Annotated in this window: 15 protein-coding genes; 11 read left to right on the forward strand and 4 right to left on the reverse strand. The window is 63.5% G+C overall.

What is annotated here, in order from left to right; genetic code table 11:
* Nucleotides 1-84 precede the first annotated feature (84 nt).
* The 6 genes from BM154_RS06375 to BM154_RS06400 all read left to right on the forward strand — a co-directional run bounded on the left by BM154_RS06375 (nt 85) and on the right by BM154_RS06400 (nt 7898).
* On the forward strand, nt 85-2352 hold the full coding sequence (locus BM154_RS06375) for a DUF1631 domain-containing protein (protein ID WP_074881502.1): 2268 nt from the start codon (nt 85-87) through the stop codon (nt 2350-2352).
* A 9-nt stretch (nt 2353-2361) separates the two neighbouring features.
* The gene (locus tag BM154_RS06380) at nt 2362-2706 is read left to right on the forward strand and encodes a PilZ domain-containing protein (RefSeq protein ID WP_074881503.1); all 345 of its coding nucleotides are present in this window, start codon (nt 2362-2364) and stop codon (nt 2704-2706) included.
* 165 nt (nt 2707-2871) lie between these two features.
* Entirely contained in the window at nt 2872-3705 is an 834-nt protein-coding gene (gene fdhD / locus BM154_RS06385) for a formate dehydrogenase accessory sulfurtransferase FdhD (protein ID WP_074881504.1), read from the forward strand.
* The gene (locus tag BM154_RS06390) at nt 3702-6023 is read left to right on the forward strand and encodes an FdhF/YdeP family oxidoreductase (RefSeq protein ID WP_074881505.1); all 2322 of its coding nucleotides are present in this window, start codon (nt 3702-3704) and stop codon (nt 6021-6023) included. Before fdhD ends, BM154_RS06390 begins: the two co-directional genes overlap by 4 nt.
* A 519-nt stretch (nt 6024-6542) precedes the next feature.
* A complete protein-coding gene (locus tag BM154_RS06395; RefSeq protein ID WP_074881506.1) occupies nt 6543-7262 on the forward strand; it encodes a TorF family putative porin in 720 nt (239 codons plus the stop codon).
* Nucleotides 7263-7463: 201 nt separating this feature from the next.
* Nucleotides 7464-7898 carry a glycine zipper domain-containing protein gene (locus BM154_RS06400; protein WP_074881507.1) on the forward strand — a complete coding sequence of 145 codons (435 nt, stop codon included), beginning with the start codon at nt 7464-7466 and terminating at the stop codon, nt 7896-7898.
* Between the two features lie 43 nt (nt 7899-7941).
* On the opposite strand, the gene BM154_RS06405 is transcribed toward BM154_RS06400, so the two are convergent.
* Together BM154_RS06405 and BM154_RS06410 are read right to left on the reverse strand one after the other, a co-directional pair.
* Complete coding sequence (locus BM154_RS06405) at nt 7942-8376, reverse strand: acyl-CoA thioesterase (protein ID WP_074881508.1); 435 nt, start codon at nt 8374-8376, stop codon at nt 7942-7944.
* 75 nt (nt 8377-8451) lie between these two features.
* Nucleotides 8452-9615, reverse strand: a complete 1164-nt coding sequence (locus BM154_RS06410) for an iron-containing alcohol dehydrogenase (RefSeq protein WP_074881509.1) — start codon at nt 9613-9615, stop codon at nt 8452-8454.
* A gap of 410 nt (nt 9616-10025) precedes the next feature.
* Here BM154_RS06410 and BM154_RS06415 point away from each other — a divergent pair, with 410 nt between their 5' ends.
* The gene (locus BM154_RS06415; RefSeq protein WP_074881510.1) at nt 10026-10529 is read left to right on the forward strand and encodes a hypothetical protein; all 504 of its coding nucleotides are present in this window, start codon (nt 10026-10028) and stop codon (nt 10527-10529) included.
* Between the two features lie 113 nt (nt 10530-10642).
* On the opposite strand, the gene BM154_RS06420 is transcribed toward BM154_RS06415, so the two are convergent.
* Nucleotides 10643-11068, reverse strand: coding sequence for an HPF/RaiA family ribosome-associated protein (locus BM154_RS06420; RefSeq protein ID WP_074881511.1), 426 nt, complete (start codon nt 11066-11068; stop codon nt 10643-10645).
* Nucleotides 11069-11181: 113 nt separating this feature from the next.
* Nucleotides 11182-11784, reverse strand: a complete 603-nt coding sequence (locus BM154_RS06425; protein ID WP_074881512.1) for a nitroreductase family protein — start codon at nt 11782-11784, stop codon at nt 11182-11184.
* 239 nt (nt 11785-12023) lie between these two features.
* Between BM154_RS06425 and BM154_RS06430 the strand changes: the two genes are divergently transcribed.
* The 4 genes from BM154_RS06430 to BM154_RS06445 are packed head-to-tail and all read left to right on the forward strand — an operon-like array spanning nt 12024 to nt 15474.
* Entirely contained in the window at nt 12024-13154 is a 1131-nt protein-coding gene (locus BM154_RS06430; protein WP_074881513.1) for an ABC transporter permease, read from the forward strand.
* Nucleotides 13151-13930: an ABC transporter ATP-binding protein gene (locus tag BM154_RS06435; protein WP_074881514.1), complete on the forward strand. Its 780-nt coding sequence runs from the start codon at nt 13151-13153 to the stop codon at nt 13928-13930. The genes BM154_RS06430 and BM154_RS06435 overlap by 4 nt, the downstream gene beginning before the upstream one ends.
* Nucleotides 13931-14848 carry an MlaD family protein gene (locus tag BM154_RS06440; protein WP_074881515.1) on the forward strand — a complete coding sequence of 306 codons (918 nt, stop codon included), beginning with the start codon at nt 13931-13933 and terminating at the stop codon, nt 14846-14848.
* Entirely contained in the window at nt 14845-15474 is a 630-nt protein-coding gene (locus tag BM154_RS06445; RefSeq protein WP_074881516.1) for an ABC-type transport auxiliary lipoprotein family protein, read from the forward strand. Before BM154_RS06440 ends, BM154_RS06445 begins: the two co-directional genes overlap by 4 nt.
* Nucleotides 15475-15523 lie beyond the last annotated feature (49 nt).

Consider the following 15523-nt stretch of genomic DNA (forward strand, 5'->3'; position numbering starts at 1 on the left):
TGCGAACGGGTAGCCATTTGCATTACCTTCGAGGCATACCTGCACAGCCAGACGCAGCGCATCGGGCCGCAATCAGGATCAAAGATGACTACTCCGGGCACGCCGCCGTCCTCCACCCGCTCGCCCAGCACCCTGGCGAGCAGAGGCATCCAGCCGCGCTTCAACGCGTTGGGTCAAAGCTGCCGCAAGCTGGTGCTCAATCATCTGGCGGACCACCTGGCCCGCACCTTCGCCCAGGTCGACGACACCCTCTTCCAATGCGCCGAGCAAGCGGAGAACAATCAGGTTCAGGCCATGTTCTTCGACAGCATGCGTCACATGCGCAAGCTAAGGCCGCAGATCGAACGCCTCTACCACCAGTGCATCTCACAGGGCATCAGTGATTTTCTCGACGGCAAGCTGGTCGCCAAGGCTGCACCCACCGAGTTGCACGCCGAGGATCTGGCGCTGATTGAAAACGAGGATTACGAAGAAATGCTCCAGGTGACCAATATGGCTCACCGGGTGCAGACGCGCTGCGCGCAGGCCTTGTTCGCGCTGGACAAACGCCTGGCGCTGCTCAATAACGGTCAGCCTTTAGCGCCGCAAGCCAATCCACTTTCGCCCAACCACATTGCCCACGCCTTGCTGACGGCCTTGAAGCCAAGCGAGTTACCGCTGCGCATCAAGCTGGTGCTCTACGGCCTGTTCGACAAGCAACTGATGCAGGGGCTGGACGCCCTCTACGACGCCCTGAACCAGCGCCTGATCGACGCAGGTGTACTGCCCAACCTCAAGTTCGTACCGACGCGTAGCCCCGAACCCGCGACGCCGGCCGCCAACACAACGGCAGACCGCCGCCCGGGGCCGCCGGCACTCGACCTGCCTGCAAACCCTCCCGCGGATGCCGACCAACTGGCCGAAGGTCTCGACAGGCTGTTGGCCGAGTACCGCAAGCAGCAACATGCCATCGATCTGCCTGGCAGCCCCAGCATGGCCAGTTTTGCGCCGCAGGGCGCCAGGCGTACCTATGAAGCCGGTGAGCTGCTGGCCGCCCTCAATCGCCTGCAGCACGCATCCGCTGTCGAACTGGCGCAGCATCCGGATCGCCCGTTACAGGTCAACGACCTGAAGACCGACCTTAACCAGCAACTGGCCAGCCATAGCGATGCACCCCAGCAATACCGGGTAGGCAACCATGACACCGATGTCATCGACCTGGTGGGCATGCTCTTCGATTTCATCCTTGATGACGACAGCCTGCCGCAACCCTATAAGGTCGCCCTCTCTCACCTGCACACCCCCTGCCTGAAAGTGGCCCTGCTCGATCGTGCGCTGTTCAAGCAAGCTCAGCATCCGGCGCGCAGACTGATCGACGCCATGTCCCAGGCCGGCACGCTATATGGCGCTCAGGATGATAGCCATGGATTGCTGAACAAGGTGCGCTGGGTGGTTCGCCAGGTGGTGCAACAATTCAACGGCGACCTGCGCCTGTTCGAAGCGCTGCTTGGCGAATTCGATGAATTCGTACATGGAATAAAGCAGCGGGTGGAACTGCAGGAGCGCCGTGCCGTGGAAACCGCAAAAGGCCGCGACAAGCTCATGGCCGCCCGCCACAGCGCCGCGCAGGCGATTGCCCAGGCGCTGGCCAAGCGCGCGCCACCGCCAATCATCCGGCAATTCCTCGAGCGCACCTGGATCGACGTACTGGTGTTCATCCAGCTGCGCCATGGCGCGGCGAGCGAGCAATGGCGGGGCGCGTGCGAAACAGCCGATCAACTGGCCTGGAGCGGCACGCTGCTCGATGCCGCCCAGCGTGACCGGCTGCAACGCCTGCGCGTCGCCATGCTCGACGAACTGCGCAATGGCCTGATGCTGCTCGGCGGCTATCACGAAAGCGATATCCGCCGGCTGCTGCAGGACTTGGTGGCCTGCCAGCATGCCGTGCAGGCTGGGCAACCACATCTCGCCTTCAAGCTGAGCCTGCCACCAAGCCGCAATTCACTGGGTGCAATGCTCGACGACGAGGCGGCGCTTCTCGCGACTTCGCGAAGAAGCCGCCCGCACCAGCCGGCCGATCAGAATCTGGTTCGCGAACTGGAGAATCTCGAGTTCGGCACCTGGTTCGACTTTTTGCTGGGCGGCAAGCGGCAAACGCTCAAGTTGTCCTGGTACAGCCCCACCACTCACAACTACATGTTCGTCGACCGTAACGGCCAGCGCGCGGCAGTCAAATCGGCGGACCAACTGCTCGAAGAAATGCAGCTGGGTACCGCACGTCGTAGCAAACCTGATCGATCGGCGCCGATGGTCGACCGCGCCTTGAACGCCGTCTACCGTGTTCTCCAGCAGTTGACCGGACGAACCACCTGAGAGCCGCCCATGGATGAACGTCGCCAACACCCTCGTTATCAGGCGGCCTCGCTGCTCGAGCTATATGAGCAACATAGCAAGCGCTATCTGGGACGCGTCGCCGATCTGTCCAGCGAAGGCTTCATGCTGTGCAGCGCCCTGCCGCAGGCCGCCGATACGCTGGTGGAATGTCGCCTGACATGCAACACAGAGCTGCAAGGCGTGGACGATCTGCAGTTCACCGCCGACTGCCTGTGGAGCCGCGAAGGCGCAACTGGCCAGCAATCCTGGGCGGGCTATCAGATCATCGACATAGACGCGCTCAATGCCCAGATCCTGGGCAGGCTACTCCAGCATTTACAGGCCATAAGCTGAGCCTGGAATTGTATTGAGGCCCCGACACAGAGCCTTTCACGCATCAATGATAAACACCGTCGATCAAGGTATCGGCAACAGCGATTAGACGCTTGCCTGGCAAACGCCTAGGCTTCTCTGTGTCAATCCGTCGCAGGGGAGCTTGCCGTGCCCCGGTCAGCCGAGATGTCCACCGATTCCAGCCATACCGCGCCCGCCCCCCCCCAGGCGGAGGGTTACGCCTATACCGAACTGGGCAGCCCTGCAGTTGCGGGCTCGGCCGTTCTGGCCCAGGAGAGTGCGCTGGCCATCAGCTACAACGGCATCAGCCATGCAGTGATGATGGTGTCGCCGACAGCGGTGGAGGATTTCATTGCCGGCTTCAGCCTGAGCAGCGCTGTCGTCGATTCCATCAACGATATTTATGACATTCGCCTGCACCATCTCGGCCCTGCCATCAGCGCCGAGGTCGAGATCAGCAGCCGGGCGTTCTGGGCGATGAAACAGCAGCGTCGGCAGCTGGCCGGCACCAGTGGCTGCGGGCTGTGTGGCGTAGAGGCGCTAGACCAGGCATTGCCCCAGCTGGCGACCCTGGAAAAGGCCGAGCTGCCCAATGCTGCGCATCTGCTCGACCTGCGCGAGCGTATCGCCGCCGTGCAGGATCTGGCCCGCCGCAGCGGTGCGCTGCACGCAGCACTGTACGTGGACGCCAGTGGCGAGATCCGCGCCTGCCGAGAAGACATCGGCCGGCACAACGCGCTGGACAAGCTGATCGGCGCCCTGCTGCGCGATAAGCACGAGGTGCGCCAGGGTTTTGCGGTGGTTACCAGCCGCTGCAGTCTGGAACTGATTCACAAGGCGGTCAGGGCCGGCATCGGCAACCTGGTCAGCCTCTCGGCCCCAACCGCCTTGACCGTGCAATGGGCGCGCCGACACAACCTCAACCTGATCCATTTGCCCCACCACAGCGCGCCGCGGGTCTATAGCCCCGCACCGCCTGCAAGAGAAGAACAGCCATGAGCCTGCAACCCGTTAACCCGCGTTACAAACCCTACAAAGGCGCTGCCGCCGGTTGGGGTGCGCTGATCAGCGTCACCCAGTTCTGGCTGGACAGCAAACAGCCGTTCAAGAACCTGCGTGCACTGCTCAAGACCAACCAGAACGGCGGCTTCGACTGCCCGGGTTGCGCGTGGGGCGACTCGCCGGAAGATGGCCGCATCAAGTTTTGCGAAAACGGCGCCAAGGCGGTCAACTGGGAAGCCACCAAGCGCCGTGTCGACGCCAAGTTCTTCGCCAAGTACAGCGTCAGCCAGCTGCGCGAGCAGAGCGACTACTGGCTCGAGTACCAGGGCCGCCTGACCGAGCCGATGCGCTACGACTCGGCCACCGACCGTTACGTGCCGACTTCCTGGGACGACGCCTTCAGTCTGATCGCCAAGCACCTGAAGAACCTCGAGAGCCCCAACCAGGCCGAGTTCTACACCTCGGGCCGCGCCAGCAACGAAGCAGCGTTTCTTTATCAGCTGTTCGTGCGCGCATTCGGCACCAACAACTTCCCCGATTGCTCGAACATGTGCCACGAGGCCAGCGGCGTCGCGCTGATCCAGAGCGTGGGTATCGGCAAGGGCAGCGTGACCTTCGATGACTTCGAACACGCCGATGCCATCTTCGTGCTCGGCCAGAACCCGGGTACCAACCACCCGCGCATGCTCGAGCCGCTGCGTGAGGCGGTCAAGCGAGGCGCCCAGGTGGTCGCCTTCAACCCGCTCAAGGAGCGTGGCCTGGAGCGCTTCCAGCATCCACAACACGCGCTGGAAATGCTTACCAACGGCTCCGAGCCCCTCAACACCGCGTTCTTCCGCCCGGCCTTGGGCGGCGACATGGCGGCGCTGCGCGGCATCGCCAAGTTCCTGCTGCAGTGGGAGCGCGAGGCGGTCGCCAAGGGCGACAAGCCGGTCTTCGACCATGCCTTCATCGCCGAGCACACCGACGGTGTCGACGCCTACCTTGCCGTGCTCGACGCCACCACCTGGGAGTCGTTGGTCGAGCAGTCCGGCCTGAGCCTCGAGGAAATCGAACAGGCCGCGCTGATGTACCGCCGCGCCGAGAAAGTCATCATGTGCTGGGCGATGGGTATCACCCAGCACGTGCACTCGGTCGCCACCATCCAGGAGATCGTCAACCTGCAGCTGCTGCGCGGCAACCTTGGCCGCCCCGGCGCCGGCCTGTGCCCGGTACGTGGCCACAGTAACGTGCAGGGTGACCGCACCATGGGCATCAACGACCGCCCGCCGGTGGTGCTGCTCGACAACCTCGAGAAGCGCTTCCAGTTCAAGGTGCCGCGCGATAACGGCCACAACACCGTGGAAGCGATCAATGCCATGGTGGACGGCCAAGCCAAGGTGTTCATTGCCCTGGGCGGCAACTTCGCCCAGGCCACACCGGACAGCCCGCGCACCCACCAGGCCCTGCAGAACTGCGACCTGACCGTGCAGATCAGCACCAAGCTCAACCGCAGCCACCTGACCACCGGCAAGGACGCGCTGATCCTGCCGTGCCTGGGCCGTACCGATATCGACATTCAGGCCACCGGTCCGCAAGCGATCACCGTGGAAGACTCGTTCAGCATGATCCACGCCTCCAATGGCCAACTGGAGCCGCTGTCCAAGCAGATGCGTTCGGAGCCGGCCATCGTCGCCGGCATCGCCAAGGCGACCCTGGGTAATCACCCGGTCGACTGGGATGCAATGATCGCCGACTACAGCCGCATTCGTGAGCTGATCGCCGACACCATCCCGGGCTTCCTGGACTTCAACACCCGCGTGCAGCACCCGGGCGGTTTCTACCTGGGCAACTCGGCGGGCGCGCGCCAGTGGAAAACCACCACCGGCAAGGCCAATTTCAAGTCCAATGCCCTGCTTGCCGACCTGCTGCCACCGCAAGTGCGCAACAGTGGCCAGACACCGGATCTGATCCTGCAAACCATGCGCTCCCACGACCAGTACAACACCACCATCTACGGCCTCGACGACCGCTACCGTGGCGTTCGTGGCCAGCGCGACGTGCTGTTCGTCAACGAAGCCGATATCACCCGCCTGGGTTACAAGCCGGGCCAGAAGGTGGATATCACCTCGCTGTGGGACGACGGCGTCGAGCGCAAGGTGGTGGGCTTTACGCTGTTGGCCTTTGACATTCCGGCCGGTCAGGCTGCCGCCTACTATCCGGAAGCCAACCCGCTGGTACCGCTGCAGAGCGTTGGTATTGGCAGCCACACGCCGACCTCGAAGTTCGTGGCCATCCGCCTGCACGCTGCCCAGGAAACCGCGCGCATCCTGTAAAGCCTGTTCACGATCCTTGCGGCTGGGAGCGCAACGCCTACGGATCGACGGTCACAAGGCTGTTCGATCCATTGTAGGAGCACACGGAAGTGCCGAGCCCATATACGCGAATCGCAGGCCTGGCCCGCTCCCATAGGTCGTAGATCAGCTGCTGCTTACGCAGGTGGCACGTTGGTTACGCCTCAGAAGTATCGTGAACGGCTCTACGACCAACTACTGGCTCTGCGCCTCGGTGCCGCAGGCACGAGGCGGAGTACCACCCCGCATCTGCTGCAGCAGCCTGCAGTTCGTCGGAAACTGCGGCACTTATCGCCGAAAATCCCCTCTGATGTCCCCTTGCCGTTACCTACCTCGGTTAACGTACCTGCCAAGCGCTCGAACGTAGCGCGTAGTTTCAGCCCAAGCCACGATGTGGCCCTTCGGGTTCTGCCAAACGAGCGACAACCGTGCCACTGACTGCCCAGGCCCCTACCACGCCGCCTGGCACTGAAGTCTTGGCCTGCAACGGGAGGGAATACCATGCGGTTTTCATCTGCCGTCCTGCTTGGGGCGGCGCTGCTGGGCATCAATGCCCAGGCGGCGATCATGGAACGCGAGCTGGGTGATTACGAACTCAATCTGGGCACCACGCCAAGTCGCAGCATGGCACAGGGGCTGGTCAAGCCCCAGAGCGGCGGTGCCTTTCACGGCGGACTCGACCTGAGCCACCCAAGTGGCTGGTATCTGGGGCAATGGTCGCCCAACCTGGGGATCAGCCCGGGCAGCCGCATGGAGCTAAACAGCTACGTCGGCTATCGCCAGCAGTTCGTCGACTCGCTGGGCTACGAGGTTGGCACCATTCGCTACAGCCATCCGGGCTACACCCACCTCGACAGTCAGGACGTCTATGCCGGCCTGACCTACGACGCGCGCCGTTTCGGATTTTCCTTCAGCAACGATCCAAATCGATTCAACAGCACCGTGCTCGCTGACCTGGGGCGGGTAAAGCTGCTTGGGATGGCCGTGATCGTGCGTTACGGCAATCACCTGCTCGAAACCCCCAAGAACATCTCCGGCGGTGGTCAGGTCAGCTCCTTCAACGACTGGTCGCTGAGCCTTTCGCGGCCTTGGAAGGGCATCGATTTCGACTTCTCTTACTCGGACTCGAGCCTCAGCGGCGATGCCTGCTCGGCCTACTCCGGCCACAACACCGAGTGCGAAGGCTGGTTCTCGATCAAGGCCTCAAGGTCACTGTTCTAGGCCTCGCGGGGGCAACCTGAGCAGCAGAAATCCGCCCCTATACACATATTGATACATTCATTCATGTATCTTTAAATTCCCTGCCGGGAATTTTGCCCCTCCTGCTCCTCTAAGTGATGTCACCGCCTTGCGCGGTTGACCGCTAGAACCATGGCCTCGCCATGGGCTACGCCCGCAAGGGTCATTTTCGAGGGTTGCGCGATGCGTACATTCCTTACCGCACTGGCCTTCAGTGCAATGGTTTCTCCCCTGGCCTATGCCGACACCACCAAGACTGCCATTGGCAGCGGGGTGGGCGGCGCGCTGGGCAATATAGTCGGCCAACACCTGGGCGGCAGCACGGGTGCCGCCATCGGCGCCGGCCTGGGTGGCGCAGCGGGTGGTGCCATCAGCTCACGCAACAAGACCGAGGCGGCCCTGGGTGGCGGCCTGGGCGCGGCCGGCGGCTCGGTATTGGGCAATCAGTTCGGCGGCGGCACCGGCTCCACCATCGGTGCCGGCCTGGGCGGCGCGGCCGGTGGGGCGCTGGCCAATGAGGTGGCGGACAGCAACCGCCATGAATCACGCTATCGTGACGACGGCCATCGCCATGGCAAGAAGCACCATAAACGTCATCACAAACATCGTCACCGCTGATCATCCATTCCACGAGCAAGGGCGCCGCAGCGCCCTTGCTCGTTCAACGCACCAGCAACCCCTCCATGGCCTGGCGCAACGCCTGGGGAATCGCCACCGGTCGGTTGCTCTCACGCTCCACGAAAACGTGCACGAAGCGCCCCGCTGCACAGGCTTGCATCTGCCCTTCGCGGAATACCGCCAGGTCGTACTGCACCGAGCTGTTGCCGAGTTTGCCGACACGCAGGCCGACCTCTATGCACTCGGGAAAGGCAATGGACTCGAAATAGTCGCAACTCGAGCTCACCACGAACCCCACTATCGCCCCGCCCTGAATATCCAGGCCGCCGAATTCGATGAGATAGCTATTCACCGCCGTGTCGAAATAGCTGTAGTAGGTAACGTTGTTGACGTGGCCATATAGGTCGTTGTCATGCCAGCGCGTGGTGATCGCCTGGAAATGCCGATAGTGCTCGCGCAGGTGCTGCGGCTGTTGCATGGGAACGACACCTTGCAGAAGAAGGAAGCCGGCATGTTGCCGACCTCCCGCGTCAGTGACAACCTGGCGATTTGATCAATAGGCAACCTGATAAATGGCCAGCGCATGGGCCTGGGTCATCTCCCGCGGATTGTTGACCAGCAGGCGCTCGTGCAGCATGGCGTCAGCGGCCAGGCGCGGCAACAGCGCCTGCTCGACGCTCAGATCACGCAGACGCCCTGGCAGGCCATTGCGCTCGCTAAGGTCTGCCAGTTCGATGATGAACTGCTCGGTGCGATCAGTCGCATCACCATCGCGCAGGCGCTCGCCCAGCAGCAAGGGCGCCAACTCCTCGTAGAGCGGCGCCGCCACCGAGGCGTTGAAACCCAGTACATGGGGCAACAGCACCGCCGTGCTGACTCCATGGGGCACCTGGCAATGCCCGCCCAACGGATAAGCGAGGGCGTGCACCGCGGCCAGGGGCGCATTGGCATAAGCCTGCCCCGCCAGGCAGGCGCCCAATAGCATGGCCTGGCGAGCCTCACGATTGGCGCCGTTGCTGACCGCCTCGTCCAGGCTGGCACCCAGCAGGCGCAGGGCCTCACGGGCCAGCATGTCGGAAAGCGGATTCTTGCGCCGCGCTCCGGTATAGGCCTCTACAGCATGCCCCATGGCCAACATGCCGCAAGCGGCGGTAATCGATGACGGTAAGTGCAGGGTGAGTTCGGCATCGAGCAGTGCCAGATCCGGCAGCAGGCGCGCCGACACCACGGCGACACGGGTGGCATGCTTGGTGGTCACCACGGCGATCGGCGTCACCTCGGACCCGCTGCCGGCCGTGGTCGGCACCTGAATCAGCGGCAGGCGCTGTCCAGACGCCTTGTCGATACCGTAGAGGTCACTCAGCGTCTGCTGACAATCGGGGTGCGCCAGCTGCGCGACCAGCTTGGCCACATCCATTGAGCTGCCGCCACCAAAGCCGATCACCAGATTGGCCTGAACGTCGGTGGCGAACTGCGCGGCCTCATCAATCACGTTTTCCGGCGCGCCAGCGACCACGCCGTCGAACACGTGCAGCGCCACACCGCCATTGGCAAAGGCGCTGCGCACCTCTGTGAGAAAGTCCTGCCGGGCAATGCCGGCATCGGTCACCAGCACCACGGAGCGGGCGCCCCAGGCCTGGCATAACGGCACCAGCCGCTGAACGGCCCCGGGTTCGCAGATGAGATGGGCGGCTGTAGCAAAACTGAACGGCTGCATGGCGCTTTCCTCTTTTCATGCGGCGCGGTATGGCGCGAAAGGCCTTGCCCCATCACCCATGGATCGCAGCAGCATTCCGACAAGACCTCTGTTCATAGTAGGCCCTGAGCCCATATCTGCCCGAAAAAGCGCAAGGTCATGGCCGTTCGTCGATTAGCTGGCAAGCCGTGTTAGGCCGTCCGCTCGATGAGCACTCGAGGTGCCAGCGGGCGAGCTGATCTTGGATCACTGCACAACCCAGTAGCCGCGCGCCTTTCAAACGCAATCGCGAAGATCGCCACCGAAGGCGACAATTGCCTGCAGGAAAAGTGCTAGTCCATCCTGTTCTTGGGCTTATGAAATATCTGCCTAAAGCTTGCTGCCTGCTCGACTTAGACTCCATTCATCGAAGCGAAAGACGGAGGTGACTCATGCCCCTTTCAATCGACGGCATGAATATCGGCCAGTACAGCTATCGGCCAGTGGGCAATATCAACGGCGGGCTGCAAACCAATGCCCTTGAGCGCGTAACGCCGCCAGCGCAGCGCCTGAGCGACCTGCAGGAACAGCTGCTGGAGCGGCGGCGGGTGGATCAGCAGCGCCAGGATCAGCTACGTGAAGCGCGCGAAGCGCGGATTGCTCAACAGGAAGAGGAAGAAGAGCGAGCCTTGCAAGTACGGCAGGAACGCCAGGAAGCAGCCCGTGCCCTTGACGAGCTACAACGTGAGGAGCGTCTCGAGGCCTTGCGTGAGCAACGCCAGGACGCACTCAACCCGCTATCGACCGAGAGCCTTGCCAGGCAGCGGGTGCAGAGCGAACTCGCACCACCGGCGGCGACTCCCACCCAGGTCAATCCGCGACTGGCAGCCGAGGCGATCTCTACTTATCGCCAGACCGAATCTCCGGACTTTATCAGCCGCAGCCTGGTGGCTTAAAAACGAACCGGCCCCCGTGTGCTATCGCAACAGGCGACAGTACACGGGGGCCGGTTTTTTTCTGCAAAATTGGTCACTGAAGCGCCCACCCGCTAGAGCGGGCGCCTAGGCGGTCAATCCTTGCCAAGCGCCTCCTGGCGCTGCAGAAACTCTTCCTGCAGCAGGGCATCGGCACTTTCGTCCACCTCGTCGCCTTCGAGTTGCTGCTCCAGATGCCCAGTAGCGACCGGCTTGCTTTCCAGCTTGCCAACCAGGTGCTCAAGGGCATGGCGCATCTTCTCGGCAGCCCCTTCGATAGCTTGCTCCAGCGACTCGGCCTTGTGGGTCACCGAAAGCGGCTGATGCCCCTTGGGGCGGGCCTCGATCTGGCACCGCTTGTCATCGGCGCCGCCCTTGCCGCCGTTTTCGTCGCTGACGTGCACTTCTACCCGCGAGAGGAACTCCTCATAACGCTCCAGCCGATCCGCCACCGATGCGCTCACCCATTCCTGGAGACGCGCACTGCCTTCGATATGGTTGCTGTTCACATGAACTTGCATGGTATTCCTCGCTTTTGACGGGTCTACTGGCTTGGAGGCGGCGGATCGAGACTAGGTTCCTGCTGATTGCCGTCACTGGAGCGAGACCACCAGCACGGGCAACGCCTGGATGATCAGAAACGATTGCGGATCACCACTTCGTCAAAGGGCAGTTTGCCGATTCGTGGCTTAGGCTCGATGGCCTTCTTGCCGACGGCGACCATCAGGCCGATCACGTGGTTTTCCGGCAGGTTGATCAGCCTGGCCACGGCATCGAAGTCGAAGCCGTCCATGGGGCAGGAGTCCAGGCCCTTGCCACGAGCAGCGAGCATCAGGGTCTGCGCCACAAGGCCGCAGCTGCGCATGGTTTCATCGCGCTGCACCTGTGGCTTGTCGCGGTAGTACTTGTCGATGGCGCCAGCCATGAACTGCTGTACCTCGACCGGTGCGCCGTCCCACACCCGGTTGACGTTCTTTTCCCAACTGTCGAGCTGGGCACAGACCACCACCAGCATCGAGGCATCGGTCATCTGCGCCTGGCCCCAGCCGACTTCGCGGATCTGCTGGCGCAGGGCCGGGTCGCTGACCTCTACCAGGCGTACGTGCTGCAGATTGAAGGCCGTAGGCGCGAGCAGCGCCAACCGCAGTAATTCGTTCTTTTCTTCGCTGCTCAAGGTGAAACCGGCGTCGTAACCCTTTACGGCGCGGCGGCTGCGGATGGCTTCATCGATATGCATGGCAAACTCTCGAGAGATGGGAACCGCCACATGCTAGGCAAGCCGAAGCGCCAGCGCCACTGAGCTATTCCGATGCAATTCATCGCCTGTAACGATTTATCCGAACCGCTGCCGTCACGAGCGAGTCGATTACTCAGCGCCGATCAGGGCCGCCTTTCCCTGCCAGCGAATCAATCGGTAAAGCACCGGCCCCATTAACGACTGTTCCAGCCCGAGACTCGAGCGTTAAGCTGTCGACCATGACCCATTCCCCCTACATCACCCCGCCAGCTGACAACGCCGACACGCTGCAGGTGGGAGGCGACTGGACGCTCGCCCATTACAGCGCGCTGCTCGATCAGGTCGACAAGGCCAAGGCGACGCTCGCCGGCTCGGGCCGCGCCGACCTCAGCGCCCTGAATGCCCTGGACACCGCCGGGGCGAGCCTGCTGGTCGAGTTGCTCGGCGCCCAGCGGCTGATCGCGCTGTTGCCCGACGGCGCGCTCAGCGATGAGCGTCGTGCCCTGCTGCACACCGTTGCCACGGCCATGCTGCAGGATCAGCAGCTAGTCGAGCACCCGCGCCGCTCCAGCTGGCGCGAGTTCTTCGGGCATATCGGCGAGGTGGTCGAAGGCGTCTGGCACAAGGCGGTTGGCCTGCTGGGCTTCGTCGGCATGACCCTCAGCGCCATGCTGCTGATCCTGCTCAATCCACGTCGCTGGCGCTTGACCTCCCTGGCGGCGCACCTCGAGCAGATCGGCCTCAATGCCGTGCCCATCGTCGCCCTGCTGACCTTTCTGGTCGGCGCCGTGGTGGCCTTTCTCGGCGCGACAATCCTCAGGGATTTCGGCGCGACCATCTACACCGTCGACCTGGTGGCATTCTCCTTTCTGCGCGAGTTCGGCGTGCTGCTCACCGCCATCCTCATGGCCGGCCGCACTGCTAGCGCCTTCACCGCGCAGATCGGCTCGATGAAGGCCAACGAGGAAATCGACGCGATCCGCACCCTGGGCCTCAACCCCATGGAGTTGCTGGTGCTGCCGCGGGTGTTCGCCATGCTGATCGCCCTGCCGTTGCTGACCTTCGTCGCCATGGTCTGCGGCATGCTCGGCGGCGCCATGGTGTGCCTGATTACCCTGGATATCTCGCCGTCGATGTTCCTGTACCTGCTGCAGGAAAATATCCCGCTCAATCATTTTCTGGTCGGCATGGGCAAGGCGCCGATCTTCGCCTTTTTGATCGCCGTGATCGGCTGCCTGGAAGGCTTCAAGGTCACCGGCAGCGCTCAGTCGGTGGGCGAGCGCACCACCTCGAGCGTGGTGCAGTCGATCTTCGTGGTCATCGTGGTCGATGCCGTGGCCGCACTGTTCTTGATGGAGATGGGCTGGTGAGTGGCGAAGCTATAATCCAGGTACGCGACCTGACCAATCAATTCGGCCCGCAGGTGGTGCACCAGCACCTGGACCTGGATCTGTACCGCGGCGAAGTGCTCGGCGTGGTGGGTGGCTCGGGTACCGGCAAGTCGGTGCTGCTGCGCACCATCGTCGGCCTGCGCCAGCCCAACGCCGGTACGGTGCGGGTGTTCGGCGAGGATCTGCTGACGCTGCCTACCGGGCGGCGCTCCGAGCTGGAGCGGCGCTTCGGCGTGCTCTATCAGCGCGGTGCGCTGTTCTCGTCGCTCACCGTGCTGGAGAACATCGCCCTGCCCCTTATCGAACACGCCGGCCTCAATCGCGCACAGGCCGAGCACCTGGCCGAATCCAAGGTGGCGCTGGTCGGCCTGCCGGGCCACGCCGGCGACAAGTATCCGACCGAACTGTCCGGCGGCATGGTCAAGCGCGCCGCCCTGGCTCGCGCCCTGGCGCTGGAGCCGGACATCCTGTTTCTCGACGAACCGACCGCAGGCCTCGACCCGATTGGCGCGGCGGCCTTCGACCAGCTGATTCGAACCCTGCGCGACGCCCTCGGGCTCAGCGTGTTTCTGGTCACCCACGACCTGGACACGCTCTACACCCTGTGCGACCGCGTGGCCGTGCTCTCGCAGAAGCGGGTGCTGGTGGCAGACACGCTGGACGTGGTCGCCGCCACCGACGATCCCTGGATACAGGATTATTTCCATGGCCCGCGCGGACGCGCGGCCGAACAGGCTGCAGCGAGGATTAGCTGAATGGAACCACGCGCCCATCACGTCTTGATCGGCATGTTCACGGTGGCGATCGTCAGCGCCATTCTGGTGTTCGCCCTGTGGCTGGGTAAGTCCAGCGCCGACAAGCAGTTCAACTACTACGAAGTGATCTTCACCGAAGCGGTCAGCGGCCTGTCCCAGGGCAGCGCGGTGCAGTACAGCGGCATTCGCGTCGGCGACGTCACCAGCCTGACCCTGGATCCGCAGGACCCGCGCAAGGTGCACGCCAATATCCGCATCACGGGCACCACGCCGATCAAGGAAGACACCCGCGCGCGCCTGACCATCACCAACATCACCGGCGGCGCGGTGATCCAGCTGCACGGCGGCTCGCCCGAAAGCCCGGCCCTGAAGGCCCGCGATGGCCACACGCCGGTGATCGTCGCCGACCGCTCGCCCTTGTCGCGACTGATGGCCAACGGCGAGGACCTGATGATCAGCGTGACCCGCCTGCTCGATCGGGCCAATGCCATGTTTTCCCGCGAGAACACCGAGAACATCGCCAAGACCCTGCGCAACCTGGAGGAGATCACCGCCAGCGTTTCCGAACAACGCGAGGAACTGCGCGAAGCGCTGGCGCAAATGTCCGCCGCGGGGCGCGAGGCCAGCGCCCTGATGAACAACGCCAACAAGCTGTTCAGCGGCCCGGCGCAGAACACCCTGGAAAGCGCCGAGCGCCTGGCCGCTTCGCTGGAGCGCAGCAGCAGCAACATCGAACAGCTGCTGCAGGACAACCGCGCCGCCCTCGACGGGGGCATGCAGGGTATCGGCGAGCTGGGTCCGGCGATCAACGAGCTGCGAGACACCCTGGGTTCGCTGCGTTCCTTCTCGCGGCGCCTGGAAGAGGACCCGGCCGGCTATCTGCTGCGCAGCGACAGCATCAAGGAGTTCCAACCATGAAAGCAATCGCCACTGCCGGTGCCCTGTTGCTGACCGGCCTGCTCAGCGCCTGCTCGATCCTGCCCACGGGCGAGGCGCTCGACGTGTACCTGCTGCCCAGCAACCTGCCGGTGCGCGCGGCCGAGGCGCCGCGGGAAAGTTGGTCACTGCGGGTCAATCGCCCGCAGAGCAGCCAGCTGCTGGACAGCCCGCGCATCGCCGTACTGCCGCAAGGCGACCGCATCAGCGCCTACCAGGGCGCACGCTGGAGCGATCGCGCGCCGGCACTGTTTCGCGACCGGCTGATCGCGGCCTTTCTCGATGACGGTCACGTCGGTGCCGTCAGCAGCGACGACAGCCGCCTGCAGGCCGACCTTGAGCTGAGCAGCGACCTGCGCGCCTTCCAGAGCGAATACCGCAACGGACGGCCGGAAGTGCACATCCTGCTCGACGCCCGCCTGGTGCAGGCCGGCAACCAGCGCATCCTTGCCAGCCGGCGTTTCGAGGTTCGGCAGATTGCCGGCGATGCCGCGGTGGCGTCGGTGGTGAAGGCATTCGGCGCAGCCAACGACCAGCTTTCGCGCCAGTTGATGGACTGGGTGGTGGAGGAAGGCCGGCGTAATGCCCCGGATAGCAGCAAGCCCTGATTGGCGCCTGTCTTCAGGAGGTGTTAGCAGCCTTCCGCGCCCCAATGTG

The organism is Phytopseudomonas argentinensis (assembly GCF_900113905.1).
GTDB lineage: Bacteria > Pseudomonadota > Gammaproteobacteria > Pseudomonadales > Pseudomonadaceae > Aquipseudomonas > Aquipseudomonas argentinensis.

Excerpts from the sequence above, each read along its gene's own strand:
- BM154_RS06405 (WP_074881508.1), bottom strand. The coding sequence starts at position 8,376 with ATGCAACAGCCGCAGCACCTGCGCGAGCACTATCGGCATTTCCAGGCG.
- BM154_RS06420 (WP_074881511.1), bottom strand. The coding sequence starts at position 11,068 with ATGCAAGTTCATGTGAACAGCAACCATATCGAAGGCAGTGCGCGTCTC.
- BM154_RS06395 (WP_074881506.1), top strand. The coding sequence starts at position 6,543 with ATGCGGTTTTCATCTGCCGTCCTGCTTGGGGCGGCGCTGCTGGGCATC.
- BM154_RS06430 (WP_074881513.1), top strand. The coding sequence starts at position 12,024 with ATGACCCATTCCCCCTACATCACCCCGCCAGCTGACAACGCCGACACG.
- BM154_RS06410 (WP_074881509.1), bottom strand. The coding sequence starts at position 9,615 with ATGCAGCCGTTCAGTTTTGCTACAGCCGCCCATCTCATCTGCGAACCC.
- BM154_RS06425 (WP_074881512.1), bottom strand. The coding sequence starts at position 11,784 with ATGCATATCGATGAAGCCATCCGCAGCCGCCGCGCCGTAAAGGGTTAC.
- BM154_RS06440 (WP_074881515.1), top strand. The coding sequence starts at position 13,931 with ATGGAACCACGCGCCCATCACGTCTTGATCGGCATGTTCACGGTGGCG.
- BM154_RS06375 (WP_074881502.1), top strand. The coding sequence starts at position 85 with ATGACTACTCCGGGCACGCCGCCGTCCTCCACCCGCTCGCCCAGCACC.
- BM154_RS06380 (WP_074881503.1), top strand. The coding sequence starts at position 2,362 with ATGGATGAACGTCGCCAACACCCTCGTTATCAGGCGGCCTCGCTGCTC.
- BM154_RS06445 (WP_074881516.1), top strand. The coding sequence starts at position 14,845 with ATGAAAGCAATCGCCACTGCCGGTGCCCTGTTGCTGACCGGCCTGCTC.
- BM154_RS06415 (WP_074881510.1), top strand. The coding sequence starts at position 10,026 with ATGCCCCTTTCAATCGACGGCATGAATATCGGCCAGTACAGCTATCGG.
- fdhD (WP_074881504.1), top strand. The coding sequence starts at position 2,872 with ATGTCCACCGATTCCAGCCATACCGCGCCCGCCCCCCCCCAGGCGGAG.
- BM154_RS06400 (WP_074881507.1), top strand. The coding sequence starts at position 7,464 with ATGCGTACATTCCTTACCGCACTGGCCTTCAGTGCAATGGTTTCTCCC.
- BM154_RS06390 (WP_074881505.1), top strand. The coding sequence starts at position 3,702 with ATGAGCCTGCAACCCGTTAACCCGCGTTACAAACCCTACAAAGGCGCT.